Here is a 17,315-nt window from a genome sequence, read left to right as displayed (position 1 = left end):
TCGGGGGTGCGGCTGGCAGAGCCGTGCGGACCGGCGATCGCCTGCGTCTGTCGCTCCTGGACGGTCAGTCGTTGACGAACTTGGCCGCGAGCTGGGGAGCGGAGACCACCGAGACCCCGTCGAGACGGGCCAGGACCTGCCCGTCGGGAGTGCAGGCGGTGATGGTGAAGGAGGCCGTCGTCTCCCGGTCGGGGGAGACGGGCTCCACCACGATCAGGAAGGGCTGGGCGTCGGGCAGCCGCCGGTGCAGCACGGCGCCCTCCACCGACAGCGGCAGCCCGGCCGCGTCATGGAAGAGGCTGCTCCACACCAGACCGGCCTGCAGCAGCAGGTCGGCGGTGCCGGGGGCGTACCGGGAACTGTCGAAGGCGCCTGCCGCCGGGTGGAGTTCGGGCAGGGCGCACTCCAGGACCAGCCGGGACCGCTCCTCGGTCAGCACCCGGCGCACGCCCTGCAGCGCGGGCCCGTGGAACAGGGCGCCGTTGCGGTAGAAGTCCGAGGCGTCCTGGCCGCCGCCCAGCCCGGGCAGCCCGGTGACCACGGTCGTTCCGGGCGCCGCGCCGGGCACGACCACCGCGCCGTAGCGGGGCCGTACGGCGCCGTCCTGTTCGATGCCGCGGATGTCGATCCGTACGGCGTCCCCGGCCGGCGTCATGGTCAGCTGCCACCGCTCCGGGCGGCCGGCGTCGAACACGACGCCCTTGTAGACGGTGAAGTCCCGCACCACGGCGGCCGTCGTGCCGAACGTGCGCTCCACCGCGGCGAGCGCCCAGCCGAGCGGGATCGCCGCCGGCAGCACCGGAACCCCGCCGATCACATGGTCGGCGACCATGGCGTCGTGCTCCAGACCGGCCAGCGGCCGCTCCACCGTGACGGGGGCTGTCGGCAGCGCCGTCTCGCGCTCGGACAGCGGTGTGGTGGGGCCGAGCACGGTCACCAGGTCGTGCGAGCGCTCGGCCGCGAACTGCTCGACGAACATCCGGGCGCCGGTGTCCGACGGGATCAGGACCAGCCCGCGCTCGGCGAAGACGGCCTTCACCTCGGGCGAGACCATCCCGCTGTCCCACGCGCCCCAGTTGAGCGAGGTGACCCGGGCCGCCGGGTGGCGCCGCTTGAAGGACGCGGCCCAGGCGTTGAGCACCTCGTTGGCCATCGCGTAGTCCGACTGGCCGCGGTTGCCGAAGAAGCCGGCCACCGAGGAGAAGAGCACCACGTGCCGCAGGGCCTCGGCGGGCAGTGCGGCTGTGACCGCGTGCAGACCGTCCAGCTTGGGCGCGAAGACCCGCTCGATCTCGGACGCCTTCTTGTTGCCGATCAACTGGTCCGCGAGGACCCCGGCGCCGTGCACCAGACCGGTGACCCGCTCCCGGTAGGGGGCGAGCGCGGCGGCGGTGGCGGCGGGATCGGTGATGTCCACCGCCAGGTACTCGGCCTGGCTGCCGGCCGTGCGGAGCTCCGCCAGCGTGGCGCGGATCTCCCGGGCGCCGGTCACCGCCCGGTAGAGCTGCTCGACCCGCTTCGGAGTGGGCTTCTCCCCACGCTTGTGCAACTCGCCCGCCGCGGCGGCCTTGAGACCGGCCTCGGCAACGCCGGCGGCCCAGGCCGGTTCGTCGTCGAGCGGCGTACGGCCCAGCAGCAGCAGGCCGGGCCGGTGACGCCGGGCCAGCTCGGCCACGCAGACGGCGGTGATGCCGCGTCCGCCGCCGGTGACCACCAGCAGATCCTGCTCGGTGAGCTCCGCCGCGGCGGTCTCCGTCGCGGGGTGCGTCGCCTCGCCCAGGGTGAGCGTGACCCGGCGGACGCCGTCCCGGCCCACCTGGACCGGCGCGGCCGCCGCGTCGTACGCCTCCTCCAGGACCAGTTCGGCGGCCTCGGCGGCGCTGAGCGAGCAGGACAGGTCCAGGGCCCGGCAGAAGAGCTCCGGCGCCTCGACCGCGAGGGTCTTCACCAGTCCGCCGACGCCGCCGGCGGGCACCGCGTCCTCGGCGACCCCGTCGAGTCCGAAGGAGCCGTCGAGCCGGGTCACGGTGACGAACGCGGCGCGCCGGCCGCTCGCCGCCGCCTCGCTGAGCGGTCCGACCAGGTGGCGGGCGATCAGCAGGGTGTGGGCCAGCCGGCGCACGCCCTCGGCCCAGGTGAGGCCTTCCGCGGCCCCGAAGCCGAGCACGAGATGGACCTTGTCCTTGCCCAACTGCTCGATGCCGGAGGAGAGTTCGGTGGTGCCCCAGCCGCCGAGGGCCACGTCCGCGGCCCCGCTGACGCGCTGCGGCACGCCCGGCAGCCGCAGCACACGCACCTGCCACCCGCTCTCGACGAGCCGAGCAGCCGAGGCCCGCGCCACGTCACTGCCGTCGTCGACGACGAGCGCGGCCGCGCCGTGCGGATAGGCGTCGACCAGCTGGTCCGGCGCCGGGAGCTCCACGAGAGAGGCCTGTCCGCGGCCGATCCCGGCGGGCGAGGGCGCATCGAAGGCGTGCGGCGCGTCGGCCGCCCGGAGCGGCGCAGGCACGCTCTGCGGCTCGGCGGCGGGGCCGGAGAGTCCCGCGACGAAGCCGACGATGTCGTTCAGGGTGCGCAGTTCGGCGAGCTGTTCGGGGCCGACGGGGGTGGGGCTGGGGAAGCGTTCCTGGAGGACGCCCATGATCTCGACGCGTTTGATGGAGTCGATGCCCAAGTCCGCCTCCACGTCCATGCCGAGTTCGAGCATCTCCGCCGGGTAGCCGGTCTTCTGCGCCACCACGTCGACCAGCGCCGCCGCGACGTCGTCCTCCGACGGGCCGTCGGCCGACGGCGCCTGCGACCGTGCGGGAGCGGCCGGGGCCGACGGCTGCGGGTTCGCCGCGACGGGGGCCGGCGCAGCCTCGGGACGCGCGGCGGGCGACGCCGGGACCACCGGGGCGGGGGCGGGCTCAAGGGCGGCGGGAGCAGCGACGGGAGCCGAGGGCAGCTCCACCGGCGCGGACCCGGACGGGGCGGCCGGACCGGCCGGAGCGGCAGGCGCCGGGCCTGCCGGAGCCGTGCTCCCCAACTCCATGGCGGCCAGGTCCCGCAGGATCTCGTTGGCCCGGACGTGTGTGCGCCCGATCGCCAGCCCGTGTTCCTTGACCGAGGACACGCCCGGGATCACCGCGTCGACGCGGCCCTGCTCGTCGGCCCGCTCGAGGAGCCCCATCATGCGCTGCGCGCTGTCGAGCTGTCCCTGCAGGTAGTCGTCGTGGAGGGCCAGGTGATCGGCGATCAGCGCGGAGAGCCGGTCGTCGGCGGGGGTGGCCGCGGAGGCCGGGGCGGGGGAGGGATGTTCTGCGTGCACGGGCTCGCTCTCCAGGACGTCGACGGGGACGGGCAGGGCGGCTGCGGGCGCCGTCTGTACGACGCCGGCCACGGCGCCCGGGGCCACGGCGGCGACCGGCGCGGGCGACGGCGCCTCGGCCCGCCGCAGGACGGCAGCGGACTGCGGGGCGGACGGTGCGACGGCGGGCGCCGAGAGAGCGCCCGCGAGCGGTCGCGACCCGTCGGCGCCGCCCGGCGGCGGACTCACCCGGTAACCGTTCTCGATCGCGTCGCGGTACGCCGCCTTCCGCGTCTCGGGGACATGGTTGATGCCGTTGAGCGCGATGGTCATCCCCTTGACGGGCTCGGCGCTCATCGGCTCGGCGGTGTAGCGGTCGTCGGTGGCCAACGGCAGGCCCAGCACGGCGAGTTGGGCCACCGCCCGCTTCAGCGTCAGGTCCGCGTCCGCACCGCTGCCCGGGTCGAGCTGCACCGCGAAGTGCTCGCGCTCGCCGAGGATGCGCCGGACCAGCTTGGTGAGTACGCCCTTCGGGCCGAACTCGACGAACGTACGGAATCCGGCCGCGTACATCTCCTCGACCCGGTCGGCGAACTCGACCGGCTTGCCGATCTGCTCGACCAGCGTGCGCCGGTTGGCCTCGACGTCCGAACCGTAGGCGGCCCCGGGGGAGTTGGCGTACACCGGTCGCCGTGGCTCACGTATCTCCGCCTCGGCCACCCGGCGTCCGAAGGCCTCCACGGCGTGGGCGACGAACGGGGTGTGGAAGGCCGCCGACACCGGCAGCCGCAGTGCGCGGACGCCTGCCGTTCCGGCCGCCTCCACGAACCGATCCACCGCGTCGCTCGCGCCCCCGACCACGATCTGGTCCGGAGCGTTGCGGTTGCAGACGGTCAACTCACCGTGTGCGGCGAGCAGTTCGGCGACCCGTTCCTCGGAGGCCGTGACGGCGGCCATGGCGCCGGCGTCGAAGCCTGCGGGCGCGTCGGCGGGCGGCGCCATCGCGGCGCCGCGGGCCCGGGCCAGCGCGAAGTAGGTGGCGTCGTCGAGGGCGCCGGCGGCCCACAGCGCGGCCAGTTCGCCGAAGCTGTGCCCGAGGAAGCCCTCGGCGTCGAAGCCGAGTTCGGTGAGATACCGGTAGTGGCCGGCCGCCAGGGCGCCGATCGCGGGCTGGGCGTACTCGGTGCGGCGCAGCTCGCTCTCCTGGGCGGTGCGCGTCATCTCGTCGAACGCGGGGGGCGGGAACGCCACCCGGGACAGCGGGCGTTCGTGCTCCCCGAAGGCCGCGTTGGCCTCGTCGAAGGACGCCCGCAGCGGAGGCAGCGCCAGCACCGCCGTCCGGCCGGGCTCGACGTACTGGCTGCCCTGGCCGGCGAAGAGCGCGGCCACCTTGCCGAGGGGTGCGTCAAAGGCGCGGAAGTAGACGCCCTTGGGATGCGACCAGGAGTCGGCCGAGGGCCGGGTGCGCAGCTCGGCCAGGGCGAGGGCGCGCAGCTCGGAGAGTTCGGCGTCGGAGCGGGCGACGAGCGCGAGCCTGGGGTGGCCGGCCGGGGCGGGGGCGGACGTGGGCTCCTTGCCCTCGTCGAGCTCCCCGATCAGACCGTTTATGTCAGGTGCATGCCATACATATACCCGGCTCACAGGGAACATCACCTGCAGGTCGTCCCCGACGCCGTGCTCCTCCATCACCACATGGAAGTTGGTGCCGCCGAACCCGAACGCCGAGACGGCTGCCCGGCGTCGGGGCCGACGCGGGTCGCGGATCCACGGGCGGGTGCGGGCGCTGACGTAGAACGGGCTGTTCTCCCAGTCGACCGACGGGTTCGGCCGCTCCACGTTGATCGTGGGCGGCAGGAGCCGGTGGTGCAGGGAGAGCGCCAGCTTGATCATTCCGGCCGCGCCGGCAGCTGCCTTGGTGTGGCCGATCTGCGACTTCACGCTGCCGACCGCCGCGAACTGCCGGTCCTGGCCGTCCTGCGAGACCACCGCGCTCAGCGCGGACATCTCGGTCGCCTCGCCGACGGCCGTCCCCGTGCCGTGCGCCTCGAACAGCTCGATGGAGTCCGGGGAGACGTCTGCGTCCTCGTACGCGCGGCGCAGCGCGGCCATCTGGCCTTCCTTGCGCGGGGCGTAGATGGACTTGAAACGGCCGTCGCTGGAGGAGCCGATGCCGCGGATGACGGCGTAGATCCGGTTGCCGTCCCGCTCGGCGTCCGACAGCCGGCGCAGGGCCAGCATGCCGATGCCCTCGCCGATGAGGGTGCCGTCGGCGTTCTCGTCGAACGGGCGGATGCCGCCGGTCTTGGAGAAGGCGGGCGTCTTGCTGAAGCACAGGTACATGAAGATGGTGTTCTCGGCGTCGCAGCCGCCCACCAGCATCGTGTCCGAGCGCCGCTCCAGCAGGTCGCTGATCGCGCTCTTCACCGCGCCCAGCGAACTCGCGCAGGCGGCGTCGATGGTCATGTTGGTGCCGCCCAGGTCCAGGCGGTTGGCGATCCGGCCGGCGACGACGTTGCCCAGCATGCCGGGGAAGGAGTTCTCCTCCCAGGGGGCGAAGGCCAGTTTGAACTTCTCCGCGATCTCCTCCGCGTCCCGCTCCGAGAGCCCGCAGGAGCGGACGACCTCCTTGAGGACGGGGGTCTGGAGCCGGTTCGACAGCGGCTGGGTGAGCTGGTTGGCGCCGGTCACGCCGAGGACCACACCGGTGCGCGAGGCGTCGTACCACTCCTGGTCGGAGCCCGCGTCCTTGAGCACGTCGCGGGCCACGACCAGGCTCAACAGCTGCAGGACGTCGGTGACTTCGAGGGTGTTCGGCGGCAGGCCGAACTCCAGCGGGTTGAAGTCGACGGTGGGGATGAAGCCGCCGCGCCGGGAGTACGTCTTGTCGGGCGCGGTGGGGTCGGGGTCGTAGTGCTCCGACACGTCCCAGTGCGTCGCGGGGACGTCCTCGATGCAGTCGGCGGCGGAGACCACGTTCGCCCAGAACTCGTGCAGGTCACGGGACTTGGGGTACAGCGCGGACAGACCGACGATCGCGATGGGATCCCGCGCGAGTCGGCGGTCGAGGTCAGAAGGGTGCGAAGCGTTCACGGCGAGGCTCTCTTGGTCGGACGGCGGGGCTTGGACAGCCCGGGTCGGTTCGGGGCCCTGGGGGTGACACGCGTGATGAGAAGTCAGACGGTGTGCAGAAGCGGGACGATCACGTCGAAGGCGTCGGCGCGGCCCAGCATCGTGTAGTGGTCGCCGGGCGAGCTGTGCAGCGTCAGGCCGTGCGGGGCGAGCGGCTGCCAGCCGAGGTGCGGGTCGTCCGGAACCAGGCTCCGCTCGGCCTTGACCAGCACGAGGGGGAGCGGAGCGGGGGCGGCTCGGTGCGGGGCCACCAGACGGTTGTTGCGCAGCAGCCCGTCCACGTAGGTGTCGTAGAGCTTGCGCAGGCCCGGCAGCGGGGTGCCCGGGAGCAGTGCCCCGGAGGCGACCGCCGTGTCGAGGACGACGGGGAGTCCGTCGTCGACGCCGCAGCCGGTGAGCCGGCCGGGCGGCAGGTCGACGGGACGGCCCCGCTTCGCGCCCAGATACATGGCGAACCAGCCCAGGAGCAGGTCGGGCTCCAGCGAGTCGTCGGGCTGCTTGTACTCGTCGGTCGGGGCGATGCTGTCGAGCAGTACCAGGCGTTCGGGGCGTCGGTCGGCGGGCATCGCATGGATCATGGAGAGGGCCAGAGTGCCGCCGAAGGACCAGCCCGCCAGGGTGTACGGTCCGTCGGTCGACCGCAGGGCGACGAGCAGCCGGTCGGCGAGGGCCTCGACGGTGGTCGCCGCCCGGCCCCCGGTCAGCGCGGCTTCCGCGTATTCGGCAACCGCGCTCAGGTCCAGCACGGTCAGCCCGTCGCCCTCCGGGAGCGCGTTCGCGAGGCCCCGGTACACCTGGGCCGCCAGCGCGCCGGGGTGGACGACGTACACCGTGCGCCGACCGGGCGCGGCGGCCCGGAACGACCGGGCGACCGGCGGCGCTGTCTCACGCGGCGGACGCACGCTGAGCGCTCTCCTCGGCCAGGTACGCTGCCAGATCCTTGACCGTCGGGTGGTACCACAGCGTCGTCGTGCTCAGCTCGAAGCCGAGCCAGTTCTCCAACTCGCCCGCGAGGATGAGGGCTTCGGTGGAGTCGAGGTCCAGCTCGTCGAAGTAGACCTCGCGCGAGACCTCGGTGGTCGCCACGCCGAGTCGGTGGGCGATCTTCTCGATCAGCCAGCCCTCGGCTTCCGGTGCGGTGACTGCGGGCATGATGCGACGTCCTTTCCTTCGGGCACGCCTCCGGAGCGATTGCCGGAGGGCGCATGGATGCTGGTGCAAACGGGGGATGGGTCCGGCGGGCGGCGGCGGACGGCACGCCGACGGCGCCTCACGGCACGCGTGCGCGCCGGGGGACCGCCCGGATTTCTCACCGGGGCGACGGGCACATGGCGTGAAAGTGGGGGTCGAAAGTCCGGACCGGACTGGATTTCGGGGATATGAGCTATGCGCAACTTTCTTGGTGAACGCCGTGGGGGTGCGGCGACTAAAACTCGTCAGTAAGCCGTCGATCGTCCGGTCGTGCTCGATGGTGCAGACCTGCGAGTCCGCAGGTGTGGGGGAGTGCCTCGGAGTGGCCGCCCGAAGCACGCAGGCCAAGTCTTGCCAGTTTTCGGAATCTTGAACAAGCACTCTTCCGAAGAGTGGAAAGAAATCAAGGTTTACGGGCGTAGACCCGGTGGGGGACTTGTGAAGGGAATAGGTGAAGCGCGGGTGAAGTGCCGGTCGGCACGGCCGCATTACGCCTGGTTTCCCACCTTTGCCACACGTCGGAAGGCGCCCGGCGTCATCTGGACGCGCCGTGCGAAGAACTTGCCGAAGTTGGTCACTTCGGAAAATCCGAGCTGTCGGGCGATGGCGCTGATCGGCAGGTCGGAGTGGACGAGCAGGCGGCGCGCTTCCAGTGCGACGCGGGCGTCGATGAGGTCCTTGGTGGAGGTGCCGGCGACCTCGCGGCAGGCCCGGGCCAGGGCGCGCGTGCTGCAGTTGAGGGCGGCGGCGTAGTCCTCGACCAGCCGGCTGGAGCGGAAGGAGCGGTCCAGCTCGCGGCGGAAGCGCAGGAACAGGTCGCCGTTGTCGCCGCTGACCGCCATGCCGGCGTCGTGGCGCCGGCGGCACATCTGGTCGATGTGGAGCAGCACGACGGCGAGCAGATGCTTCAGCAACTCCACGCCCAGGCCCTGGTCGGGCCGCTCGAACTCTTCCTGAAGGAGGCTCAGAACCCGTTGCAACGCGCAGAGTTCGTCGTCCTGGAGCTGCCAGTGCGAGGGTCGCAGCGCGTCGTCGAGCATCCCCATGTGAGCGCCCATCCGCAGCGGGAACGCCTTTTCGAACATGATGACGTCGGCGGTCATGCCCGCGTCGGGGATGAGTTGGATCACCTGGTTGGGCCGGGTCCACACCAGCGTTCCGGCTCGGCAGTCGAACCGTGTGGAGTCCGCCGTGTAGGTCCCCGTGCCCTCCCTGACCAGCATGATCTGGTGGAACTCGAGCTGGTGCGGGGCGGCGACGAAGCCGCGGGGGGTGCACGCGAGCAGTTCTTCCAGAGTCGTCGCCGCGATACCGAGACCGGGTCGGCAGACAGGTCTGTAGGGGACGACGGGGATCGGTAACGATGCGAAATCGACCATGAGCGTTCCGGAATCGACCTTTCAATGGCCACTTGAGGGTTCAATGATAGAGGTGGTCGCCCGATGCCAGATCACTCCTGGTGCATGTGTGTGCACGTATCTGTGCACGCACGTGTCAGCACGCACCCCAGAACTGAAGGTTGAAGGGACTCTGAACGGGATGACCACTCCCCACTCCGCTACTCCGGAGCGCTCAGTCGTGGACCGGACGCTCAGCATCCTCGGCGCCTTCGACCGGGACAACCGGATCCTGTCGCTCAGCGACCTCAGCCGCCGCTCGGGGCTGCCCGTCGCCACCGTTCACCGCATCGTCAACAAGCTCCACGGCTGGGGCGCCCTCGAACGGTGCGCCGACGGCGGGTACAGCATCGGCCTGCGTCTTTGGGAGACGGCGGTTCTCTCGCCCCGCGCCTCCACGATGGCGGAGACGGCACAGCCGCACCTCGTCGCACTGCACGGGCAGACCTCCGCGGCGGCGACGATCGCCATCCGCGACGGCAAGGAGAGCGTCTGCCTGTCCTTCGTCTCCAACGAGACGGCATCGACGACCGCCGTGTACGGAGATCCGGGCCGCCGGGTGCCCTTGCACGCCACCGCGGTCGGACTGGTCCTGCTCGCCCATGCGGGCGGCACCATGCAGCAGGAGGTGTGCTCCGCTCCGCTGCGCGCCTTCACCCGCGCCACGATCACCCACGGCACCCAGCTCAAACAGTGCCTCGCCAAGATCCGGCGGGAGGGCTACGCCGTCCTCCACGGCACCCTGGTCGAGGGCCGGGGCGGCTTCGCGGTCCCGGTGCGCGACAGCCGCGGCGCCGTGGTCGCCGCCGTCGGGGTCTCGGGCCCCGTCGACCTCATCCAGCCGACGCGCGTGGCGGCCCACGTGCGCGCCGCCGCCGCGATGATCCAACGGTGCGTGCGCAGCGAGGGATTACGCATCACGGAGGTCGGCGCCTGAGCCGATTCCGGGCGGGCCGGGGTCCACCCCAGGTGGTCCCCGGCTGCCCCCTCCGTGGATCGCGGGGATCCTGTCCTGGTGGGTGCGTGACGGACAAGCTCCCGCCACGCACCCACCCGGACAGGCAGGTCGACGATGACGGACTCCTGAGCCGACACACCGGCGGACGGACCGCTCCAGGGTCACCGGACCTGCCGCGGCAGAAAGACTCACTCGTGTGCGCCAGAACGCGCGCGTGCGCACTCGATCGCCGGCGGTTCACCTCTGCGACCCGGCGCCTCGGCCCCCACCAGGGGGATTGATCCCCCGCCGCTCGGGTACGCGAGGTCGGACCGCCGCTACCAGGGGAGCCTGCCATGGAGACACCCGCGCACGACCGCACGAACAACCCCGCCGCGCTGGCGCTGGACGCGCTGGCCCGTGACACCGAGGACACGGCGGCGCTGGACACGCTCGCGCACTGCGACGTCCTGGTGCCCGTCCCCGACGACGCCACCGACGAGGACGTCACCGACCCGACCACGGTCGCCCTGCCCGTACTGGAACAGACCGGCGGCGCGCCCGTCGTGCCGGTGTTCACCTCCGAACCCGAGATGGCGGACCTGCTCCCGGACGTCGCCCGCTACCGGCTGGTGCCCCTCGGCGCGCTAGCCGCGCAGTGGCCGACCGGTGAGCTGTCCCTCGCCATAGACGCGGCCGGCGACCACCCGCTGACCCTCACCTCGGAAGGGGTGCGCACCCTCCTCGCCCGCTGACACGTCCCCACCTCGCCGCCGTCGGCCCGCCCCGGAACGGCCTGGCGGCGGAGGCGGCGTGCGGGGCGTACCGCCGGCTTGATCCACAATGGCCGCATGATCTGGCTCTCCGGTCTGGCCGGCGGACTCGTGCTCGCGTTGGTCCTCGGCAGCATCCTGCGCACCCTCGTCGTGCCGCGCGGCCTGTACTCCGTGGTCGTCTACCGGTTGTGGTGGACCTTGCGCCGGGTGCTGCACGTCGCGGCCCTGCGCCGCGGCTACGAGACCATCGACAAGCTGCAGGCCTGGCTGGCCCCGCTGATGCTGGTCGGCATGCTGACGATCTGGCTCGGCGGCGCCCTGATCGGCTACGGGCTGGTGCTGTACGCCCTGTCCCCGCTGTCCTGGACCACCGCCTTCCGTGAGGCCGGATCCAGCCTCCTGACCCTCGGCTTCGCCAGCGGCGCCCGCCTGCGGCTGTCGGTGCTCGACTTCGCCGCCGCGGCCACCGGACCGGTCGTCATCGCCCTGCAGATCGCCTACCTGCCCACCCTCTACGCCGCCTACAACCGCCGCGAACTCGAGGTCACCCTGCTGCAGTCCCGGGCCGGGGAACCCGCCTGGGGCCCGGAGATCCTGGCCCGGCAGTGGCTCGTCGACACCGAGACCGCGCTGCCCGAGCTGTACCGGTCCTGGGAGCGGCTCGCCGCCGACATGGGGGAGAGCCACTCCACCTACCCCGCGCTGCTGGCGTTCCGCTCCCCGCGCCCGTACCGCAGCTGGCTGGTCGCACTGGTCGCCGTGATGGACGCGGCGGCCCTACAGCTCGCGCTGTCACCGCGCAGCGCCCCACCGGAGGCCCGGCTGGTCCTGCGCGCCGGCTTCACGGCCCTGCGCGACATCGCCCGCGTCCTGCGCTTCCCCTTCGACTCCGACCCCTCCCCGAACGCCCCGATCCGGCTCACCTTCGTAGAGTTCGAGGCGGCGGTGGCGATGCTGGAGACGACGGGCTTCAGCGCCGAACGCGGCACCGAGGAGGCCTGGCCGCACTTCCAGGGCTGGCGGGTCAACTACGAGGCGATCGCCTACGAGCTGTGCCGCCGCTGCGACGCCGTTCCCGCCCTGTGGACGGGCCCCCGGGACTTCCCGACGACCCCGATCCCCCCGCGCCGCCCGGCAGACCGAAGACCGGGCGAAAAGAACGTTTAGGGGTGCTGGGGAGACGTCTAGGGGTGCCTCGGCCTAGCCCTGTTCCGGGGCGGCGCCCAGCATGCGGTCGAGCGCTGCCCGCTGCAGCGGCAGCACCTCGGTGTGCAGGTCGCGGCCCTTTCGGGTGAGGGCGACATACACCCCGCGCCGGTCCTCCACACAGACGGAACGCTCCACCAGGCCTTCCTTCTCCAGTCGGCCGATCAGGCGGGACAGTGCGCTCTGGCTGAGATGCACCCGGCCGACGAGGTTCTGCACCCGGCACTGGTCGCCTTCGCGAGGCGCCTCGGAGGCGAGGATGTCGAGCACTTCGAAGTCGCTCGCACCGAGGCCGTGCGGATGCAGCGCGCGGTCGATCTCGCACATGGTGCGCGCGTGCACCGACAGGATGTCCCGCCATCGTTCCTCAAGGCCCGCCCCGGCCGTCTTCGCTGCCATACCCGCACGGTAACACCGTTTGGCGCATTCTTTTACAGTGCAACTAGTGCGGGTGCAAGCAGTTTTTCGCGAGGCGCCTATGAGGGGGCCTGCGACAGGTCTTACGACGGGTCCTGGAGCAGCCCCACGAGGTTGCCGTCCGCGTCCTTCACGAAGGCGATGAGCCGGCCGTTGCCGACGTCCTGGGCGTCCTGCAGCAGCTCCGCGCCCGCCGCCACCAGCGCGGCGAGCCGCTCGCGCAGGTCCGTGACGTGCCAGTACGGGACCGGTCCGGTCATTCCCTTGGCGTGTCCGTTCGGGTCGAGGCCGACGTCCTGCCCGGCGGCCTTGAAGCCGACGTAGTAGGGCGCGTCGGCGTACGGCTCGACCTCCAGCAGTGCGCTGAAGAGGGCCTTCGCCCGGTCGAGGTCCTTGACGGGGTAGATGATCGTCTGCAGTCCGGCAGTCATGGCGTCCTCCTGAGTGAGATGCGGTGCGCGGTGTCCGCGTCCGTGTTCTCACGCTAAGCCGGGGGAGCGCGGGACGGCTTCTCCGATCCTGACCGGTCCCGCCGACGCGACCGGCCCGGACCGCACCGGCCCGGACCGCACCGGCCCGGACCGCACCGGCCCGGACCGCACCGGCCCGGATCGGAGCGGATCGGAGCGGTCAGCTCACGTCGAATCCCGCTTCACCAGCTCCGTCGGCAGGATCACCGCCGCCGGGTCCTCGCCGCCTATCTGGGCGAGCAGCACCCGCACCATCTCGGCGCTGATGCGGTCGTAGGGCTGGCGGATCGTCGTGAGAGCGGGGACGGCCTCCGTCGCAGCGACGGAGTCGTCGAAGCCGCCCACGGACACGTCCTCGGGAACCCGGCGGCCCGCCTGGCGCAGCGCTGTCAGCGCACCCCGGGCCATCAGGTCGGAGGCGACGAACACGGCGTCCATGTCCGGGGCCTGCGCCAGCAGCCGTTCGGCCCCCGCCTTGCCGCTGGCCCGGCTGTAGTCCCCGGAGACCACGAGCCGCTCGTCGACCTCGACGCCCGCCTCCGTGAGCACCTCCTTGTAGCCGGCGAGCCGGTCCACACCGCCGGGCGTGTCCAGCGGGCCGCTCACCATGCCGATCCGGCGCCGGCCCAGCGACACCAGATGGCGCACCATGTCACGGGCGCCGTCCCGGTCGTCCGCCGCCACATAGCTCACCTTGGAGCGCAGCCCCATGGGCTTGCCGCACTGCACGAGGGGCACCCCAGCTTCCCGCAGCTCCTCCGCGACCGGGTCGCCGGAGTGGCTGGAGACCAGCAGCACGCCGTCGACATGACCTGCGGTGATGTACCGCGTGATGCGCCGCCGTTCGTCCTTGGTGCCCGCGAGCATCAGCAGCAGGGGGATGTCGTGTGCCGCCAGCGCCTGGGTGCAGCCGCTGAGCAGCACATTGAAGTTGGGGTCCTCGAAGAACCGTTCCTGGGGCTCCGTCAGCAGGAAGCCCACGGAGTCGGAACGGCCGGTGATCAGTGAGCGGGCGTGCCGGTTCACGACGTAACCCGTCCTGCGGATGGCGGCGTTGACCGCCTCCGCCGCCGACGGGCTGACGTAGTGCCCGCCGTTGAGGACGCGCGAGACGGTGCCCCGTGAGACTCCTGCCTCGCGCGCCACGTCGTGGATGGTCGGCGGTTTGCGCCGGCCCCCCGCACCATTGTTCATGGTCATGACTTTACGGCTCCGGACAGCAGATCCAGGCTCCAGAAGCGCTGGATGACCAGGAACAGCGCCACCAGCGGGAACACGGCCAGGAACGCACCGGTGATCACCAGCGTGTAGAGCGCCGGGGTGTTGGCGCCCTGTTCGAGGAGCGTGAACAGGCCGAGCGTGATCGGGAACTTCTCGTCGTCGCTGAGCATGATGTACGGCAGCAGGAAGTTGTTCCAGATCGCCACGAACTGGAACAGGAACACCGTCACCATGCCGGGCGCCATCATCGGCAGCGCGATCCGGGTGAAGATCCGCCACTCGCTCGCCCCGTCCATCCGGCCGGCCTCCACCACGTCGCTCGGCACGGCCGCGGCCGCGTAGATGCGCGCGAGGTAGACGCCGTACGGCGAGAGGATCTGCGGCAGCAGCACGGACCAGTAGGAGTCCGTGAGGTCCGCGTTCGCCATCAGCAGGTACTGCGGGATGGCGAGGATGATCGGCGGCATCAGCACGCCCGCGAGCAGCACGTTGAACATCGTCTCGCGGCCCCGGAAGCGGTAGGTCGCCAGCGCGTAGCCGCTGAACGCCGACACGCACGTCGACAGCAGCGCGCCGAGAATCGCGTACAGGGCGGAGTTGCCCATCCACTGCCAGTAGATGCCGTCGCGGTAGGCGTTGAGGTCCGTGATGTTGTCGGCGAAGCCCGTGCCCGGCAGGAACGTGAACGTGGAGAACAGCTCACTGCCCGACTTGGTGGACGCGATCACCACCCACGCCACCGGCAGCAGGCAGTAGATCGCGCCCACCAGCAGCGTGATCGTCGGCACCAGCGCGATCCGGCGGCGCAGCGGCGGGCGGCTCTGCGCCGTGCCCGTCGTGCCGGCCGCCGAAGGGACCTTCTGTACGGCAAGAGAACTCATCGTGCTGCCTCCTGCTTGTTACGACGGTTGGCCGCGCGCAGGAAGCCGAACGACAGCACCAGCGTGGCGATCGCGATGATCACGGCCTCGGCGGCCGCCTGGTAGATGTCACCGGTGCCGAACGCGTCCCGGTACACCTTCATCAGCGGACTCCAGGTCGTGGACACGGAGTTGGTGAGCGGCTTCAGGGTGGTCGGCTCGTTGAACACCTGGAGCGTCGCGATGATCGAGAAGAAGAAGGTCAGCACCAGCGAGGGCGCCACCATCGGGATCTTGATCTTCAGCGCGATCTGCAGCGGGGTGGCGCCGTCCAGCTTCGCCGCCTCGTACACCTCGCCCGGGATGGCCTGCAGCGAGGTGTAGATGACGATCATGTTGAAGCCGGTGCCGCCCCAGACCGCGATGTTCGACAGGGCGAGATACAGCGGACCGCCGTCCAGCAGGTCCGGCTGCGGCATGCCCAGCTTCTGCAGCACGTAGTAGAAGGGGCTGACGTCCGGCAGGTACAGGAAGCCCCACAGCAGCGCCGCCACCACGCCGGGGATGGCGTACGGCAGGAAGATCGCGAGCCGGGTGAAGGGCGCGAGCCGCACCTTGTCGGAGTCGAGCATCAGCGCGAACAGCAGCGCCAGGCCCAGCATCACCGGGACGACGATGCAGCCGTAGCCGAGGACGCGCAGCGCGCCGTCGACCAGCTCGCTGTCGGTGAGGGCGTCGGTGTAGTTCTCGATGCCGGCCCAGACTTCCTTCCGGGCCCCCGACCCCAGGCCGAGGCCGGAGACGTGCACCTTGTGGAAGCTGAGCCAGACCGCGTACCCGATGGGCAGCGCGAAGAACAGGGCGAAGAGGATCGTCGCGGGGAGGAGGAAGAAGTAGGGGGCGCTTCGCGCTCGTTTGAGGGTGGTGGTGGGAGACGGGAGGGCGTACGGGGCCCCCTTGACCCCGTACGACTTCCGGCGTGCGGTGGTCACTCGGAGACCTCGAAGCCCTGCTTCTTCATGTCGGCGACGGTGTCCGACTGCATCTTGTCCAGAGCGGCGGAGAAGTCCGACTTGTTCTTCGCGGCGGCGCCGAACGCGTCCTTGAAGGTCGTGTAGGCGACGTTCACGTTCGGGCCCCAGGCCGACGGCGCCGTCGTCTTCGCGATCTTGGCGGCGGTGGTGTAGAAGTCCGCCTGGTTGGAGAAGTAGGCCGGCGGCGTGGTGAAGGCGCCGCTGAGCTGGGCGGAGCTGGAGGCCGGGTAGATGCCGCTCTCCTTGGCCAGCGCGTTCAGGGCCTCGCCGTCGGTGTTCAGCCAGGCGGCGAACTTGGCGGCGGCCTCCTTGTGCTTGGAGTCCGTGGTCACGGCCGTCGAGGAGCCGCCCCAGCTGCCGGTGACGTTCTCGCTGTTCGACCACTGGGGGAGCGGGGCCATGGCCCACTTGCCCTTGGTGTCGGGCGCGGCGGTGGTCAGGGTGCCCGGGGCCCACACGGCGGAGACCCAGGCGATCTGCTTGCCGGTGTTGAGCGCCTTGTTCCAGGCCGGGGTGTACATCGGCTGGTTGTCGATGGCGCCCTCCTTGACGAGGCCGCCCCAGAAGTCGGCGACCTTCTTGGTGGCCGGGTCGTCGATGCCGACCTTCCACTTGTCGCCGGAGGTGGTCCACCACTTGGCGCCGGCCTGCTGGGCGAGGCCCGCGAAGAGACCGGAGTCGTTGGCGGAGAACGTGGTGAGGTCGGTGTCCGGCGCCTTCTTCTTCAGCGCGCGGGCGGTCTCGGCGAACTGCTCCCAGGTCGAGGGGACTGTCAGGCCGTACTTCTTGAAGAGGTCGGCGCGGTAGTAGAACATCATCGGGCCGATGTCCTGCGGCACCGCGTACACGGCGTCCGTGCCCAGCGTGGTCTGCTGCCAGACGCCGTCGGCGAACTTGGCTTTGGCGTCGCCCACGTTCTTGGCTATGTCCGCCAGCGCGTCATTGCTGACCAGCGTCGGCAGCGCCTGGTACTCGGCCTGGACCAGGTCCGGCGCCTTGCCCGCCTTGTGCGCGGTGAGGATCTTGGTGACCAGCGTGTCGCCGGACGCCTGCTTCTTCACCGTGACGGTGATCTGGTCCTTCTTGCCCTGGCCCTTGTTCCACAGGTCCACGACCTTGTCCATGCCGGGCGTCCAGGTCCAGTACGTCAGCGAGACCGGACCGGACTCGGCCTTGCTGTCGTCGTCGGACGAGCCGCACGCGGCGAGCGCGGTGGCGCCGAGCGTGACGGCGATGGCGGAAGCTGCACCTCTGACAATGAGCCGCCGACGCTTCGTGTTGGGCATGGATCTCTCCCCTGACCTGGGTCCTGGTGTCTGTGAGCGTTCACAGTAGAGAAACATCCCGGACACTTGTCAATGGTTGTTGCTGTGCGGTTATGTTGGCTC

13 protein-coding genes are annotated in these 17,315 nt (G+C 71.1%); 3 read left to right on the top strand and 10 right to left on the bottom strand.

Going from position 1 to position 17,315, the window contains the following annotated elements; translation table 11 throughout:
• Positions 1 to 64: 64 nt before the first annotated feature.
• The 4 genes from ACIBAF_RS40250 to ACIBAF_RS40235 all read right to left on the bottom strand — a co-directional run bounded on the left by ACIBAF_RS40250 (position 65) and on the right by ACIBAF_RS40235 (position 8,988).
• Complete coding sequence (locus tag ACIBAF_RS40250; RefSeq protein ID WP_399470182.1) at positions 65 to 6,379, bottom strand: SDR family NAD(P)-dependent oxidoreductase; 6,315 nt, start codon at positions 6,377 to 6,379, stop codon at positions 65 to 67.
• An 83-nt stretch (positions 6,380 to 6,462) separates the two neighbouring features.
• Complete coding sequence (locus tag ACIBAF_RS40245; RefSeq protein ID WP_399470180.1) at positions 6,463 to 7,320, bottom strand: thioesterase domain-containing protein; 858 nt, start codon at positions 7,318 to 7,320, stop codon at positions 6,463 to 6,465.
• Positions 7,304 to 7,570, bottom strand: coding sequence for an acyl carrier protein (locus tag ACIBAF_RS40240; RefSeq protein WP_399470178.1), 267 nt, complete (start codon positions 7,568 to 7,570; stop codon positions 7,304 to 7,306). Before ACIBAF_RS40240 ends, ACIBAF_RS40245 begins: the two co-directional genes overlap by 17 nt.
• A 527-nt stretch (positions 7,571 to 8,097) precedes the next feature.
• Positions 8,098 to 8,988, bottom strand: a complete 891-nt coding sequence (locus ACIBAF_RS40235) for an AraC family transcriptional regulator (RefSeq protein ID WP_399470176.1) — start codon at positions 8,986 to 8,988, stop codon at positions 8,098 to 8,100.
• A 160-nt stretch (positions 8,989 to 9,148) separates the two neighbouring features.
• Here ACIBAF_RS40235 and ACIBAF_RS40230 point away from each other — a divergent pair, with 160 nt between their 5' ends.
• The 3 genes from ACIBAF_RS40230 (at position 9,149) to ACIBAF_RS40220 (ending at position 11,886) form a co-directional block, all read left to right on the top strand.
• The gene (locus tag ACIBAF_RS40230) at positions 9,149 to 9,943 is read left to right on the top strand and encodes an IclR family transcriptional regulator (RefSeq protein ID WP_399470174.1); all 795 of its coding nucleotides are present in this window, start codon (positions 9,149 to 9,151) and stop codon (positions 9,941 to 9,943) included.
• Positions 9,944 to 10,299: 356 nt separating this feature from the next.
• Positions 10,300 to 10,698, top strand: coding sequence for an SseB family protein (locus tag ACIBAF_RS40225; protein ID WP_334582511.1), 399 nt, complete (start codon positions 10,300 to 10,302; stop codon positions 10,696 to 10,698).
• A gap of 96 nt (positions 10,699 to 10,794) precedes the next feature.
• The gene (locus ACIBAF_RS40220; RefSeq protein ID WP_399470172.1) at positions 10,795 to 11,886 is read left to right on the top strand and encodes a hypothetical protein; all 1,092 of its coding nucleotides are present in this window, start codon (positions 10,795 to 10,797) and stop codon (positions 11,884 to 11,886) included.
• 33 nt (positions 11,887 to 11,919) lie between these two features.
• Here the strand turns inward: ACIBAF_RS40220 and ACIBAF_RS40215 are convergent, their stop codons facing one another.
• The 6 genes from ACIBAF_RS40215 to ACIBAF_RS40190 all read right to left on the bottom strand — a co-directional run bounded on the left by ACIBAF_RS40215 (position 11,920) and on the right by ACIBAF_RS40190 (position 17,213).
• A complete protein-coding gene (locus tag ACIBAF_RS40215) occupies positions 11,920 to 12,324 on the bottom strand; it encodes a MarR family winged helix-turn-helix transcriptional regulator (protein WP_399470170.1) in 405 nt (134 codons plus the stop codon).
• A 101-nt stretch (positions 12,325 to 12,425) separates the two neighbouring features.
• Entirely contained in the window at positions 12,426 to 12,773 is a 348-nt protein-coding gene (locus tag ACIBAF_RS40210) for a VOC family protein (protein WP_399470168.1), read from the bottom strand.
• A gap of 204 nt (positions 12,774 to 12,977) precedes the next feature.
• Complete coding sequence (locus ACIBAF_RS40205) at positions 12,978 to 14,012, bottom strand: LacI family DNA-binding transcriptional regulator (protein ID WP_399470166.1); 1,035 nt, start codon at positions 14,010 to 14,012, stop codon at positions 12,978 to 12,980.
• Positions 14,009 to 14,914 (bottom strand): carbohydrate ABC transporter permease, encoded by a 906-nt coding sequence (locus ACIBAF_RS40200; protein WP_399470164.1) that lies wholly within the window; start codon positions 14,912 to 14,914, stop codon positions 14,009 to 14,011. Before ACIBAF_RS40200 ends, ACIBAF_RS40205 begins: the two co-directional genes overlap by 4 nt.
• Positions 14,911 to 15,885 (bottom strand): carbohydrate ABC transporter permease, encoded by a 975-nt coding sequence (locus ACIBAF_RS40195; protein WP_399470162.1) that lies wholly within the window; start codon positions 15,883 to 15,885, stop codon positions 14,911 to 14,913. Before ACIBAF_RS40195 ends, ACIBAF_RS40200 begins: the two co-directional genes overlap by 4 nt.
• Complete coding sequence (locus ACIBAF_RS40190; RefSeq protein ID WP_399470160.1) at positions 15,882 to 17,213, bottom strand: ABC transporter substrate-binding protein; 1,332 nt, start codon at positions 17,211 to 17,213, stop codon at positions 15,882 to 15,884. Before ACIBAF_RS40190 ends, ACIBAF_RS40195 begins: the two co-directional genes overlap by 4 nt.
• Between the last annotated feature and the right edge of the window lie 102 nt (positions 17,214 to 17,315).

Source organism: Streptomyces sp. NPDC051677, assembly GCF_044453465.1.
Classification (GTDB): domain Bacteria; phylum Actinomycetota; class Actinomycetes; order Streptomycetales; family Streptomycetaceae; genus Streptomyces.
This window is presented reverse-complemented; position numbering and strand designations above follow the sequence as displayed.